This is a genomic window from Nocardioides taihuensis, assembly GCF_042657275.1.
In the GTDB taxonomy this organism is placed as follows: domain Bacteria; phylum Actinomycetota; class Actinomycetes; order Propionibacteriales; family Nocardioidaceae; genus Nocardioides; species Nocardioides taihuensis.
The window spans coordinates 62,247-74,882 of record NZ_JBHSKD010000029.1; the positions used below are offsets into that span (position 1 = coordinate 62,247).

Annotated in this window: 13 protein-coding genes; 6 read left to right on the forward strand and 7 right to left on the reverse strand. The window is 73.0% G+C overall.

The genetic code is table 11. From position 1 onward, the window contains the following. Positions 1–978 (reverse strand): YihY/virulence factor BrkB family protein, encoded by a 978-nt coding sequence (locus tag ACFPGP_RS22960; RefSeq protein WP_378593825.1) that lies wholly within the window; start codon positions 976–978, stop codon positions 1–3. Positions 979–995: 17 nt separating this feature from the next. On the opposite strand from ACFPGP_RS22960, the gene ACFPGP_RS22965 reads away from it, so the two are divergent. Both ACFPGP_RS22965 and ACFPGP_RS22970 read left to right on the forward strand, forming a co-directional pair. Then, positions 996–2,651 carry an acyl-CoA dehydrogenase family protein gene (locus ACFPGP_RS22965; protein WP_378593827.1) on the forward strand — a complete coding sequence of 552 codons (1,656 nt, stop codon included), beginning with the start codon at positions 996–998 and terminating at the stop codon, positions 2,649–2,651. A gap of 442 nt (positions 2,652–3,093) precedes the next feature. Then, a complete protein-coding gene (locus tag ACFPGP_RS22970) occupies positions 3,094–4,176 on the forward strand; it encodes a phosphotransferase (RefSeq protein ID WP_378593828.1) in 1,083 nt (360 codons plus the stop codon). Between the two features lie 7 nt (positions 4,177–4,183). On the opposite strand, the gene ACFPGP_RS22975 is transcribed toward ACFPGP_RS22970, so the two are convergent. Further along, positions 4,184–5,620: a glycine hydroxymethyltransferase gene (locus ACFPGP_RS22975; RefSeq protein ID WP_378593830.1), complete on the reverse strand. Its 1,437-nt coding sequence runs from the start codon at positions 5,618–5,620 to the stop codon at positions 4,184–4,186. Between the two features lie 313 nt (positions 5,621–5,933). Here ACFPGP_RS22975 and ACFPGP_RS22980 point away from each other — a divergent pair, with 313 nt between their 5' ends. Genes ACFPGP_RS22980 through ACFPGP_RS22995 form a run of 4 tightly spaced genes read left to right on the forward strand, consistent with a single transcriptional unit; the run spans position 5,934 to position 9,367 of the window. Next, complete coding sequence (locus ACFPGP_RS22980) at positions 5,934–7,676, forward strand: nitrite/sulfite reductase (RefSeq protein WP_378593831.1); 1,743 nt, start codon at positions 5,934–5,936, stop codon at positions 7,674–7,676. Beyond that, positions 7,673–7,831, forward strand: a complete 159-nt coding sequence (locus ACFPGP_RS22985) for a hypothetical protein (protein ID WP_378593832.1) — start codon at positions 7,673–7,675, stop codon at positions 7,829–7,831. The genes ACFPGP_RS22980 and ACFPGP_RS22985 overlap by 4 nt, the downstream gene beginning before the upstream one ends. Then, entirely contained in the window at positions 7,828–8,571 is a 744-nt protein-coding gene (locus ACFPGP_RS22990) for a phosphoadenylyl-sulfate reductase (RefSeq protein WP_465263277.1), read from the forward strand. The genes ACFPGP_RS22985 and ACFPGP_RS22990 overlap by 4 nt, the downstream gene beginning before the upstream one ends. A gap of 52 nt (positions 8,572–8,623) precedes the next feature. Further along, the gene (locus ACFPGP_RS22995) at positions 8,624–9,367 is read left to right on the forward strand and encodes a sirohydrochlorin chelatase (RefSeq protein WP_378593834.1); all 744 of its coding nucleotides are present in this window, start codon (positions 8,624–8,626) and stop codon (positions 9,365–9,367) included. Positions 9,368–9,440: 73 nt separating this feature from the next. On the opposite strand, the gene ACFPGP_RS23000 is transcribed toward ACFPGP_RS22995, so the two are convergent. The 5 genes from ACFPGP_RS23000 to ACFPGP_RS23020 are packed head-to-tail and all read right to left on the reverse strand — an operon-like array spanning position 9,441 to position 12,538. Next, complete coding sequence (locus ACFPGP_RS23000; RefSeq protein WP_378593836.1) at positions 9,441–9,821, reverse strand: DUF3037 domain-containing protein; 381 nt, start codon at positions 9,819–9,821, stop codon at positions 9,441–9,443. Then, positions 9,818–10,594 carry a HipA family kinase gene (locus tag ACFPGP_RS23005; RefSeq protein ID WP_378593838.1) on the reverse strand — a complete coding sequence of 259 codons (777 nt, stop codon included), beginning with the start codon at positions 10,592–10,594 and terminating at the stop codon, positions 9,818–9,820. The genes ACFPGP_RS23000 and ACFPGP_RS23005 overlap by 4 nt, the downstream gene beginning before the upstream one ends. Further along, the gene (locus tag ACFPGP_RS23010; RefSeq protein ID WP_378593840.1) at positions 10,591–11,442 is read right to left on the reverse strand and encodes a PPK2 family polyphosphate kinase; all 852 of its coding nucleotides are present in this window, start codon (positions 11,440–11,442) and stop codon (positions 10,591–10,593) included. The genes ACFPGP_RS23005 and ACFPGP_RS23010 overlap by 4 nt, the downstream gene beginning before the upstream one ends. 7 nt (positions 11,443–11,449) lie before the next feature. Next, positions 11,450–12,007 carry a GNAT family N-acetyltransferase gene (locus tag ACFPGP_RS23015; protein ID WP_378593842.1) on the reverse strand — a complete coding sequence of 186 codons (558 nt, stop codon included), beginning with the start codon at positions 12,005–12,007 and terminating at the stop codon, positions 11,450–11,452. Positions 12,008–12,016: 9 nt separating this feature from the next. Continuing rightward, complete coding sequence (locus ACFPGP_RS23020) at positions 12,017–12,538, reverse strand: hypothetical protein (protein WP_378593844.1); 522 nt, start codon at positions 12,536–12,538, stop codon at positions 12,017–12,019. Positions 12,539–12,636: the final 98 nt, after the last annotated feature.

Consider the following 12,636-nt stretch of genomic DNA (forward strand, 5'->3'; position numbering starts at 1 on the left):
CTACTCGACCGGATCGCTACGGGTGGACAGGCGTTGCCGGAGTCGCTGGACCAGCTCGAGCCGGGCCCGCGTCGTCGACTTCTGGGGGAAGACCGTGTCGAAGGCGGCGTTGACCGCCGCGCCGATCAGCACCGCGATCGCGACGAGGTAGAGCCAGAGCAGCACCGCGATCGGTGCGGCGAGCGGGCCGTAGATCGAGCGGGAGTCGGCGGCGGTCACGGTCAGCACCCACCGCAGCAGGTAGGAGCCGAAGATCCAGCAGACCAGGGCGAACGCGGCGCCGGGCAGGTTGAAGCTCCAGTTGGTCCGCACCGGCACCGACACGTGGTAGAGCGTGGCCAGGAAGCAGATGCAGAGCAGCACCACCATCGGCCAGTAGAAGCCCATCACCACGTCGAGCCGGTCGGGCAGCGCGCTGCGGACCAGCGTGGGGCCGGCGACGACCAGCGGGAGCGTGACGACGCCGGTGACCATCGCCAGCACGTAGAGCAGGAACGACAGCGCGCGCGTGCGGACGATGCCGCGGTGCCCGCCGAGCCCGTGCATCACGGTGATCGTGTCGACGAAGACGTTGAGGGCCCGCGACCCCGACCACAGCGCCAGCACGAAGCCGAGCGAGATCACGTCGAGCCGGGGCCCGCTGAGGACGTCGTCGACCGTCGGGGTGATGATGCGGTCCACCGCGCTCTGCGTCAGGAACCGCGACGACAGGTCGATGACGGCCTGCTGGGTGTCGGCGACCTGCGCCGGGGTGAAGCGCTCGCTGACGTAGCCGACGCCTCCGGCGAGCGCGAAGATCAGTGGCGGCACCGAGACCACGGCGAAGAACGCGGCCTCCGCGGCCAGGCCGGTGACCCGGTGGCGCAGGCACGAGCCGACGGTGGTCACGACCAGGCGCCAGACCACCTCGCGCACGGTCGCGAACCAGGTCGCGACCACGCCCACCGTCGCGGACGGTGGGGTGTCGGACGCCGGCATGGAACTACCGTAACGACATGGTCACCGATATCCGGGACGCCCGCGCGGCCACGAACCAGGCGCCCCCGCTGGTCGGTCACGACGTCGTCGCCACCGACCTCGCCCTGGTCGAGGCGGTGACCCGGCACGCGTCCGCCGAGGTCGTCGCCGACCTCGCGGACCTCGGGCGCGAGGCCGGCTCCGCCGAGGCCCGCGAGCACGGGCTGCTGGCCAACCAGAACCCGCCGCGGCTGACGCCGTACGACCGCTACGGGAACCGGGTCGACGAGGTGGTCTTCCACCCCTCGTGGCACTGGCTGATGGAGCGTGCGGTCGGCCACGGGCTGGCCGCCACGCCGTGGGAGCAGCAGGAGGCCGGCGCGCCGCACGCCCACGTGCGCCGGGCCGCGGGCTTCCTGGCCTGGTCGCACACCGAGCCCGGTCACGGCTGCCCGGTCTCGATGACGTACGCCGCGGTGCCCGCGCTGCGCGCCGACGACGCCCTGGCCAAGGAGTGGACACCGTTGCTGGCGTCCACCACCTACGACCCCGGGCTGCGCCCGCCGGCGACCAAGCGCGGTGCCCTGGCAGGGATGGGGATGACCGAGAAGCAGGGCGGGTCCGACGTGCGGGCCAACGTCACGCGGGCGGTGGCACAGCCCGACGGCACCTACACGCTGCACGGGCACAAGTGGTTCACCTCCGCCCCGATGAACGACGTCTTCCTCGTGCTCGCCCAGGCCGACGCCGGCCTCACCTGCTTCGTCGTTCAGCGCGTGCTGCCCGACGGCACCCGCAACCAGCTCGACGTGGTCCGCCTCAAGGACAAGCTCGGCAACCGGTCCAACGCCTCCTCCGAGCTCGAGCTCGACGGCACGGTCGCCCGCCGGCTCGGCGACGAGGGCCGCGGCGTGCGCACGATCATCGAGATGGTGGCCGCCACGCGGCTCGACTGCGTGCTGGGCTCGGCGGGCCTGATGCGGCGCGCGGTCGCCGAGGCGTCGTGGCACGTGGCGCACCGCTCGGCCTTCGGCTCGCTGCTCGCCGACAAGCCCCTGATGCAGAACGTCGTCGCCGACCTCGCGGTGGAGTCCGAGGCCGCCACCGCCGTGGCGATCCGGCTGGCCGCGGCGGTCGACGCGCCCCACGACCCCCACGAGGTGGCGCTGCGCCGGATCGCCCTCCCCCTGGCCAAGTTCTGGGTCTGCAAGCGCACCCCGGGCATGGTCGCCGAGGCGCTGGAGTGCCTCGGCGGCAACGGCTACGTGGAGGACTCCGGCCTTCCGCTGCTCTACCGCGAGGCGCCGCTCAACTCGGTGTGGGAGGGCTCGGGCAACGTCAACGCCCTCGACGTGCTGCGCGCGCTCTCGCGCGAGCCGGAGGCGCTCGCCGCCTGGATCACCGAGGTCGGCCGGGCGCGCGGGGGCGACGTCCGCCTGGACCGGGCGATCGACGACACCCTCGCCCTGCTCGGCGACCTCGCCGACCCCGTCGCGCTCGAGGCCGGCGCCCGCCGGCTCGCGGGCCGGATGGCCGCCTGCCTGCAGGGGTCGCTGCTGGTGCGCTTCGCCCCCGCCGCGGTCGCCGACGCGTTCTGCGGCTCGCGCCTCGGCCCGTCGTACGACGGCACCTACGGCGCGCTGGCGGCCGGTGACCTGCGGGCGGTCGTGGAGCGGACGACCCCGGCGCCCTAGCGGCGCGACACCGCCGGGCCTGCGTCACCGTGGCCGGGGCCTCCACGGGCGCTGTCTCCTCGTCCTGGTCGAGCTCACGGACGCAAGACGACGGGATGGGAGGGGGCGCGGCGGTGGTCGGCGCCGGGGAGCCCGGCCGACCGCCCCCCGGCCGGTCCGGCTCCCCGCCGCCCGGAGCAGGTTCGCCGGCACCTGCCGACCCGGTCTGCCTCGCTGGACAGCTCCCCACCCGTCGGCTCTCGCCCACTCCGTGACCTCGGCAGCCTAGGCGGCAGAGCGAGATCGCGACATGGCCCGGACGGCGTGGCCCGGACGGGTCAGTCGGGGAGCCCGGACGGGTGGTCCCGGGTCACGGCGCCCGCGTCGAGTCCGGTTGACGCCGGCCACCGGGTGACCGCACCGTGGGGGACTGGTCACAGCACTCTTCCACGCCGGAGGGACCATGCACGACCGCTCTGCACTGGGCCCGGCAGACGTCGCCGACGACGTCCTCACGGGCATGGTCGCCGACCTGCTCGGCCACGACGCCGCCGGCGTCGAGGTGCTCGAGAGCCACGCCGTGCCGGTCGACTACGACCTGCCGGCGATCACGACGGCCAGCCGGTCGTGGGTGTCGGGCACGGCCCGCACGCCGGGCGGCGACCAGTCCTTCCGGATGTTCGTCAAGCACGTGCAGTGCTGGAGCCGCTCCCCGGAGTTCAGGTCCGTGCCCGAGGACTTCCGCGAGGTGGCGGCGTCGAGCGTCCCCTGGCGCACCGAGCCGCTCGTCTACCGCTCCGACCTCGGGGACCGGCTCCCCGACGGCCTGCGCATGCCCCGGGCCCTGGGCGTCTTCGACCTCGACGCCCTGTCATCGTCGCTCTGGCTCGAGGACGTCCGCCACCCCGCTGTGGCCTGGGACCTCGACCGCTACACGCGGGCCGCCCGGCTGCTCGGCCGCCTGGCGGCGAGCGAGCGGGTCCGCCCGCTCGCCGACGTCGGGGCGTTCACCTGGTCGATCTGGCAGTACGTGCACGGCCGGGTCGCGGTCGACGTCCTGCCCCGCCTGCCGTCCCTCACCGGACTTCCCCCCGACCTGCACGCGCGGCTGCTCGCCGCCGCCGAGCGGGTCCCGACCGTCACCGAGGAGCTCGTCTCGCTCCCACGCCTGACCTCGCACGGGGACGCCTGTCCCAACAACCTGCTGGCCGGGGGTGACCCGGGCTCGTTCGTGCTGATCGACTACGGCTTCTGGCTCCCCAACCCGCTGGCCTTCGACCTCGGTCAGCTGGTGGCCGGCGAGTGGCAGCTCGGGCGCCGCCACACCGACCCTCTCCCGGTGGTCGACGAGGCCTGCGTCGCGGCGTACACCGCCGGGCTCGCGCAGGAGGGTCTGACGCTCTCGGTCGCGGACGTCCGTCGCGCCCACGCCCTCCAGCTGTTCCTCTTCGTGGGCCTCTCGACGGCACTCGACGACGACCACGCCGCCGACCGGGCGGAGCTGGTGGCGTTCAGCCTCGACCTGCTCGAGGCCACGGACCCCTAGCCGTCTCCTAGTCCAGGTCGAGGCCCGGGTAGAGGGGGTGCTTGTCGAGCATCTCGGCCGAGGCGTCCTTGGTCTTCGCAGCGACCCCGTCGCCGAGCACGTACGACGCCTTCGACGGCGTGCCGGCCTTGGTGGTGCCCGGCTCGGTGTTCGACAGCACGTCGACGATCAGCTCGGCGACCCGGTCGAACTCGTCGTGGCCGAAGCCGCGCGTGGTGAGCGCCGGGGTGCCGAGCCGGACCCCCGAGGTGTACCAGGCGCCGTTCGGGTCCGCCGGGACCGAGTTGCGGTTGGTGACCACGCCGGCGTCCAGCAGCGCCGACTCGGCCTGCCGGCCGGTCAGGCCGAACGTCGAGACGTCGACCAGCACCAGGTGGTTGTCGGTGCCGCCGGTCACCAGCCGGGCGCCGCGCTTGAGGAACCCGTCGGCCAGCGACTTGGCGTTGTCGGCGACCCGCTGGGCGTAGGTGCGGAAGGAGTCCTGCCGCGCCTCGGCGAGGGCGACGGCCTTGGCCGCCATCATGTGGGAGAGCGGCCCGCCGAGGACCATCGGGCAGCCGCGGTCGACTTCCGGCGCGAACTCCTCGGTCGCCAGCACCATCCCGCCGCGCGGCCCGCGCAACGACTTGTGGGTCGTCGTGGTGACCACCTGGGCGTGCGGGACGGGGTCCTCGTCGCCGGTGAAGACCTTGCCGGCCACCAGCCCGGCGAAGTGGGCCATGTCGACCATCAGCGTCGCGCCCACCTCGTCGGCGATCTCGCGCATCTTCGCGAAGTTCACCCGCCGCGGGTACGCCGAGTAGCCGGCGACGATGATCAGCGGCTTGAACTCGCGCGCCTTCGCCGCCACGGAGTCGTAGTCGAGCAGCCCCGTCTCGGGGTCGGTGCCGTACTGGTGCTGGTAGAACATCTTGCCGCTGATGTTGGGCCGGAAGCCGTGCGTGAGGTGACCGCCGGCGTCCAGCGACATGCCGAGCAGGCGCTGGTTGCCGAGCTGGCCGCGCAGCGACTCCCAGTCGGCCTCCGAGAGCTCGTTGACGTTCTTGGCGCCCAGCTTCTCGAGCCCCGGGGCCTCGACCCGGTGCGCGAGGATCGACCAGTAGGCGACGAGGTTGGCGTCGATGCCGGAGTGCGGCTGCACGTAGGCGTACTCGGCGCCGAACAGCTCGCGCGCGTGCTCGGCCGCGAGCGCCTCGACCGTGTCGACGTTCTGGCAGCCGGCGTAGAAGCGGTGACCGACCGTGCCCTCGGCGTACTTGTCGCTGAACCAGGTCCCCATGGTGAGCAGCACCGCCGGGGAGGCGTAGTTCTCGCTGGCGATCAGCTTCAGCGACGCGCGCTGGTCGGCGAGCTCCTGGCGGGTCGCCTCGGCGATCCGCGGCTCGACCGTGGCGATGGCCTCGAGGACCTGGCGGTAGGCGCTGCTGATGAGGGCGTCGGTCATGGCGCACAGACTAGGGCGTGGGAGGTGTGACCTGCGCCGCACCCGGGCCGGTCTCAGGCGTGCACCGCTCCAGACATGTCTCACATTCTGGCGCTCCGTCTCACATCACGGGATTTCGTCTTGTGGGAGACGTGTCCGCCCCCTGAGACTCCTTGACATGATCAGCGCTGCGACGACCGCCCACCTCGTGGTACGACGCCACGTGGACCTCGGGCGCACCCGCAGCATGATCTGTTGGCCTCGCTGAACCGCCGCCCTCCCTCCGCGCTCGACGATGCGCGCGGCCACCTCAGCCGAAGGACCACCCCTCCTCATGTCGCACCAGTCGGACCTCCGCTACTCGGCCCGTCCCGCCGCCCGGACCGAGATCCCGCGCCCCAAGCGCGGTGAGGGCCAGTGGGCCCTCGGCTACACCGAGCCGCTGAACAAGAACGAGCAGTCCAAGAAGGACGACTCACCCCTCAACGTCCGCGACCGGATCCTGCACGTCTACTCGCGGCGCGGCTTCGACTCGATCGACCCCGCCGACCTGCGCGGCCGCTTCCGCTGGATGGGGCTCTACACGCAGCGCCGCCCCGGCATCGACGGCGGCAAGACCGCGGTGCTCGAGGAGGAGGAGCTCGACGACCGCTACTTCATGCTGCGGGTCCGCACCGACGGCCGGCTGCTGAGCCCCGCGACCGTGCGCGCGCTCGGCACCATCGGCACCGACTTCGCCCGCGACACCGCGGACGTCACCGACCGCGAGAACATCCAGTACCACTGGATTCGGATCGAGGACGTGCCCGCGATCTGGGAGCGGCTCGACGACAACGGGCTCTCCAGCCTGGAGGCCTGCGGCGACTCGCCGCGGCCCTTCCTCGGCTCGCCCGTGGCCGGCGTCGCCGCCGACGAGATCATCGACGGCACCAGGGCGCTCGAGGAGATCCACCGCCGCTTCATCGGTCACCCCGACTTCGCCAACTTCCCGCGCAAGTTCAAGACCGCCCTCACCGGCCACCCCTCGCACGACGTGGCGCCTGAGGTCAACGACATCGCCTTCGTCGGCACCGTGCACCCCGAGCTCGGTCCCGGCTTCGACCTGTGGGTCGGGGGTGGGCTCTCGACGAACCCGATGCTCGCCCAGCGCATGGGCGTGTGGATCCCGGTCGACGAGGTCGCCGACGCCTGGGAGGGCGTGGCCTCGGTCTTCCGCGACTACGGCTACCGCCGGTTGCGGTCGCGGGCCCGACTGAAGTTCCTCGTGGCCGACTGGGGCATCGAGAAGTTCCGCGAGGTGCTCGAGAACGAGTACCTCGGGCGGCAGCTGGTCTCCTGCCCCTCCCCCGCGTCGCCGGTGGGGCACCGCGACCACATCGGCGTGCACGACCAGAAGGACGGTCGCAAGTACGTCGGCATCGCGCCCACCGCCGGCCGCGTATCCGGGACGCTGCTGGTGCGGCTGGCCGAGGTGATGGAGCGCCACGGCGTCGACGGCGCGAGGCTCACGCCGTACCAGAAGATCGTGCTGATCGGCGTCGAGCCGACCGCGGTCGACGCCCTCCTCGACGACCTCGACCTGATCGGGCTGTCCGGCCGCCCCTCGGCCTGGCGGCGCAACACCATGGCCTGCACCGGCATCGAGTTCTGCAAGCTGGCCATCGTCGACACGAAGAACCGCGCCCGCGACCTCGTGGCCGAGCTCGAGCGCCGCTTCCCCGGCCTCGAGGTGCCGATCACCGTCAACGTCAACGGCTGCCCCAACGCCTGCGCCCGGACCCAGGTCGCGGACATCGGGCTCAAGGGCCAGCTGGTGACCGTCGACGGGGAGCAGGTCGAGGGCTTCCAGGTGCACCTCGGCGGGGCGACCGGGCTCGGTGCCAACTTCGGCCGCAAGCTGCGCGCCCACAAGGTCACCAGCGCGGGGCTCGACGACTACGTGACCGCGGTCGTCACGAACTTCCTGGCCGACCGCGACGACGACGAGTCGTTCGCCGACTGGGTGGCGCGCGCCGACGAGGAGCTCCTGCGGGGTGAGAGTCCTGTCGGGCTCGAGCGACGGGAGCACGTGGCATGAGCGAGCGCAGCGTGCCCTTCCACTGCCCCTACTGCGGCGAGGGCGACCTCTGGCCCCGCGACGCCACCCACGGCGGGTGGGAGTGCCGCTCCTGCCTGCGCGCCTTCTCGCTCAAGCTGCTCGGGCTGGTCCGACCGACGGGGGCGGGGTCGTGACCACGGCGACCACGCGGCTGGCCCGCGACTTCCGCGGCACCCACACCGACGGCCGCACCAGCGAGGAGCTGCGCGAGCTGGTGTCCCACGCGGGCGCCGAGCTCGAGCTCGCGCCGGCCGAGCACATCATCGAGTGGGCCGTCGCGACGTTCGGCGAGCGCTTCTGCGTCACGTCCTCGATGGGCGACGCCGTGCTGGCGCACCTCGCCGGCCAGGTGGCCCCCGGGGTCGACGTCGTCTTCCTCGACACCGGCTACCACTTCATCGAGACCATCGGCACCCGTGACGCCGTCGAGGCCACGCTGCCGGTGACGCTGCGGACGATCACGCCGGAGCAGACCGTCGCCGAGCAGGACGCGGCGTACGGACCTGACCTCTACAAGACCGACCCCGACCTGTGCTGCGCGCTGCGCAAGGTCCAGCCGCTGGCCGACGCTCTCAGGGAGTACGACGCGTGGGCGACCGGGCTGCGCCGGGCGGAGACCCACAACCGGGTCATCGCGCCGGTGATCGGCTGGGACGCCCGCAAGGGCAAGGTCAAGGTGTCACCCCTGGCTCGCTGGACCGACGACCAGGTCCAGCGCTACATCGCGGACAACGGAGTCCTCGTCAACCCGCTGGTCCACGACGGCTACCCGTCGATCGGCTGCTGGCCCTGCACCCGGCGCGTCGCCCCCGGCGACGACCCGCGCAGCGGCCGGTGGGCGGGGACCTCGAAGACCGAGTGCGGGATCCATTGAGTGCCATGACGACCGACCGCATGCGCACCGAGCACGAAGGAGGCACGGCCTGATGGCTGCTCCTGCCCTGGTGGCCCTGGCTCACGGGAGCCGCGACCCCCGCCACGCCGAGACGATCACTGCGCTCGTCGACGAGGTGCGGAACCTCCGCCCCGACCTGCGCATCGAGCAGGCGTTCCTCGAGCTGTCGAAGCCGTCGTTCGCGACGGTCGTCGGCAAGCTCGTCCGCGCCGGGTACGACGAGATCGTCGTCGTCCCGCTGCTCCTCTCCGAGGCCTACCACGCCAAGGTCGACGTCCCGGGCGCGATCGCCGAGGCGATGGCCAAGCACGAGGGTCTCCAGATCCGCTGCACCTCGGTGCTCGGTCTCGAGCCGGCCTTCCTCGAGGTGCTCGACGAGCGGATGCGCGAGGCGCTCAAGGCGTCGCGCTGCCGCGAGCTCGACGCGCTGGTGCTGGCCGCCGCCGGCTCGTCCGACCCGCTCGCCAACCAGGCGGTCGCCCGCCTGGCCCGGGTCTGGGGCACGCGGCACAAGCTGCCCGTCTCCGCGGCGTTCGCCTCGACCGCCCCGCCGGCCGCCGGCGAGGCGGTGCGGGCCTTCCGGGCCGAGGGCCGACGCCACATCGCGGTCGCCTCGCTGTTCCTCGCGCCGGGCTTCCTGCACGACCGGGCCGCCGAGCTCGCCGTCGAGGCCGGGGCCGTCGCGGTCTCGGCACCGCTCGGCGCGCACCCCACGCTGGCCCGGACCATCCTCGCCCGCTACGCCGTCGGCGCGGTCGAGCTCGTCCCCGTCTGACCCGGATTTCCACAGGCCACCCCGACAACCCACGCTGACCCGCCGTTAACTAACGGCGGGTCAGCGTGGTGTCTCAGCCGACGAAGCGCTCCAGGAGGCGTTCGAGCTCGCGGGCGGGGTCGGTGGTGACGCCGCCGTGGACGGGGCCGGGCTGGAGGACCGTGCTGCGCGGGGCCTTGAGGAAGCCGAACCGGGTGCCCAGCGGCGCCCGGGAGGCCTCTCCCCCGCGCTCGTCGCCCGCGCAGACGCCGTCGACGAACGAGAGCGCCTCGCAGAGCTGGTCGACGTCGACCCGGGGGTCGAGCGAGAGCAGCCGCTCGCGGTCGACCTGCCACGCGGCCTCGAGGTAGCCGTCGGCCTCGCAGTAGACGAGCACCCCGACGTTGAGGAACTCCTCGCGGTCGACGCGGGGCACGCAGCGCAGCACGACGTACTGGTAGGAGCGGCGGGTCACGCATCCACCCCCGCGGGCAGCCACTGGCGGGTGGCGAGGCGGGCGGTCAGGAAGGCGACGTACGCCGCGCGGAGGTCGTCGGGGCCCTCGACCCCCGGCGTGCCGGCGACGTCGAGCCAGGCGTCGGGGACGGCAGCCAGCACGTCGCGGAAGACGTCCTCCCCCAGCCGCGCGCCCAGCGTCTCGTCGACGTCGGGCAGGGCGGGCAGCCAGCGCCGGAGGACGTGGTCGCTCGGGTCCCAGGGCTGCCGGGCGAAGCGGTCGGGGTCGGTCACGCCGCCGGCCCAGGCGTGGTGGAAGTAGAGGCTGGCGCCGTGGTCGATCACCCAGAGGTCGCCGTGCCACCACAGGAGGTTGGGGTTGCGCCAGCTGCGGTCGACGTTGGCGCAGAAGGCGTCGAGCCACAGCACCGTGGCCGCGACCTCGTCGGGCACCGGCAGGTCGCCGTCGAAGCCGAAGGAGCCCGGCAGGAAGTCGATGCCGAGGTTGGGCCCGGGGCTGGCGTTGAGCAGGTCCTGGACCTCCTCGTCGGCCTCGTAGCGCGCCAGGTCGGGGTCGAGGTCGAGCACCACCTGGCGCGGCGTGGCGAGCCCGAGGTGGCGGGCGATCTCGGCGACCACGACCTCCGCGACGAGCACGCGCACGCCCTGGCCGGCCCCGCGGAACTTGCAGACGTAGGTGCCGAGGTCCTCGGCCTCGACGATCCCCGGCAGGCTCCCGCCCTCCCGGAGCGGGGTGACGTAGCGCGTCACCCCGACCACCGGCAGCGTCACCGGACGGGCACCTCCTCGCGCAGGCGGCGCTTCTGCTCCTCGACGTCGAAGTCGGCGAGCGGCCACTGCGGCGCCATCCGGGCGAGCGTGTCGTGCAGGATCGTGCCGACCGCGAGGTTGCGGTACCACTTGCGGTCGCTCGGGATGACGTGCCAGGGCGCCACCTCGGTGTTGGTGCGCTCCAGGGCGATCTCGTAGGCCTGCCGGTACTCCGACCACCGGGCCCGCTCGTCGATGTCGCCGGGGTTGAACTTCCAGTGCTTCTCCGGCTTGTCGAGCCGGGCCTGGAGCCGCTCGCGCTGCGCGTCGGCCGAGATGTGCAGCATGCACTTGACGATCGTGGTCCCGGCCCCGAGCACCTCGGCCTCGAAGGCGTTGATCTCGTCGTACCGCTGCTCGATCTCCTCGACCGGCGCGAGGGCGCGGACCCGGGCGATCAGCACGTCCTCGTAGTGCGAGCGGTCGAAGACGCCGAGGTAGCCCTGCTCGGGCAGCGCGCGTCGGACGCGCCACAGGAAGTCGTGCTCGCGCTCCTCGTCGGTCGGCGCCTTGAACGACGTGATCCGCACGCCCTGCGGGTCGACGAGCCCGACGGTGTGGCGCAGGACGCCGCCCTTGCCGGAGGTGTCCATGCCCTGGAGCACCAGCAGGACCGCCCGGCCGTGACCCACGTCGGCGCGCCCCTCGGCGAAGAGCCGCTCCTGCAGGTCGGCGAGCGGGTCGCCGAGCGCGGCCAGCGCCGCCTTCCCCTCGGTCTTGCCGCCGCCGTCGAGGCCCGGCGTCGCCGCCGGGTCGAGCGCGGTCAGGTCGACGGGACCGGGCGGGAGCCGCAGGAGAGCCTCGAGCATGCGCCCATCATGGTGCATGGCGGGTGACGCGGAAGGTGCACCCGACCACGGTGGCCACGCTCCCGTCGCGCTGCGGCTCGTCGAACCACGCACCCTGCTCGAAGCCGACCTTCTCCAGGACCCGCAACGAGGCGACGTTGCGGTGGTCGGGGGCCGACCAGTAGGACGCCACGTCGGGGTAGCGCTCCCCCGCCGAGCGCAGCCAGGCCCGCAGCATCGCGGTCCCGACGCCTCGCCCGGTGAAGGCGCGCTCCCCGATCGCGTAGTCGACTCCCACCGCCTCCGGGTCGGGCGTGAGGACGGCGTACTCCGGGTAGTCGCGCAGCCGGTAGTCCTGCACCCAGCCGACCGAACGGCCGTTCGCCTCGACCACCCACATCCGGGTCGGGCTGGTGCCGTCGATCCGCGGACCGTAGTGGGCGGTGACGGCGGCGAGGTCGCTCTCGCCGTCCGCCCCGAACCACTTCCGCACGTGCGGTGCGGCCCGCCAGCGGGCGACGTCGGGCAGGTCGCCGCGCGTCATCGGCCGCAGCACGACCGTGAGGTCCACCTCGCCTCCGCGCACGGGGGCAGGCTAGCGACCTGCCCAGAGACGGCGCAGGGTGCTGAAGATCCCGAGCACCGCGAACAGGACGAACATCCCCAGGTCCTTGCCGTACTCGGCCAGCAGCTCGGTGTCGAACACGTTGTCCATCACGAACTGCCGCTTGTCGATGCCCAGCGCCTGCGCGTCGGTCGCGTAGAGGTCGTAGGCGTCGAGCAGGTCGCTGACGACGATCGCGAAGAACGACGCCACGACGCCGAGCGCGATGACGAGGACGACCGGCACCAGGCCCTTGCGCGGCGGCGACCCGGCCGCCGCGGTGTAGAGGTACACCGCGCCGGTCGCGATCACGAAGCTGGTGATCGAGGCGATGTAGCCGGCGCGCCAGATCACGACCGTCAGCACGACGCCGCCGACGACGGCGAGCAGCGAGGCCAGCAGCCCGAGCGCGACCCGCTCCGGCGGTGCGGCCGGAGCGGCCGGAGCGGCAATGGTGGCCGCGGCGTCCGGGCCCGGCCGGGCGGAGTCGCCGAGGTTGGAGTCGTTGGACACGAGAGCTCCCCGAGGCGTGCCACGACAGGTGGGCCCCGCCCCGCCGGCTCCCCCCGACCGCCCCCGAGCGCGGAATGCGGCGGCGGCAGCATGGCAGG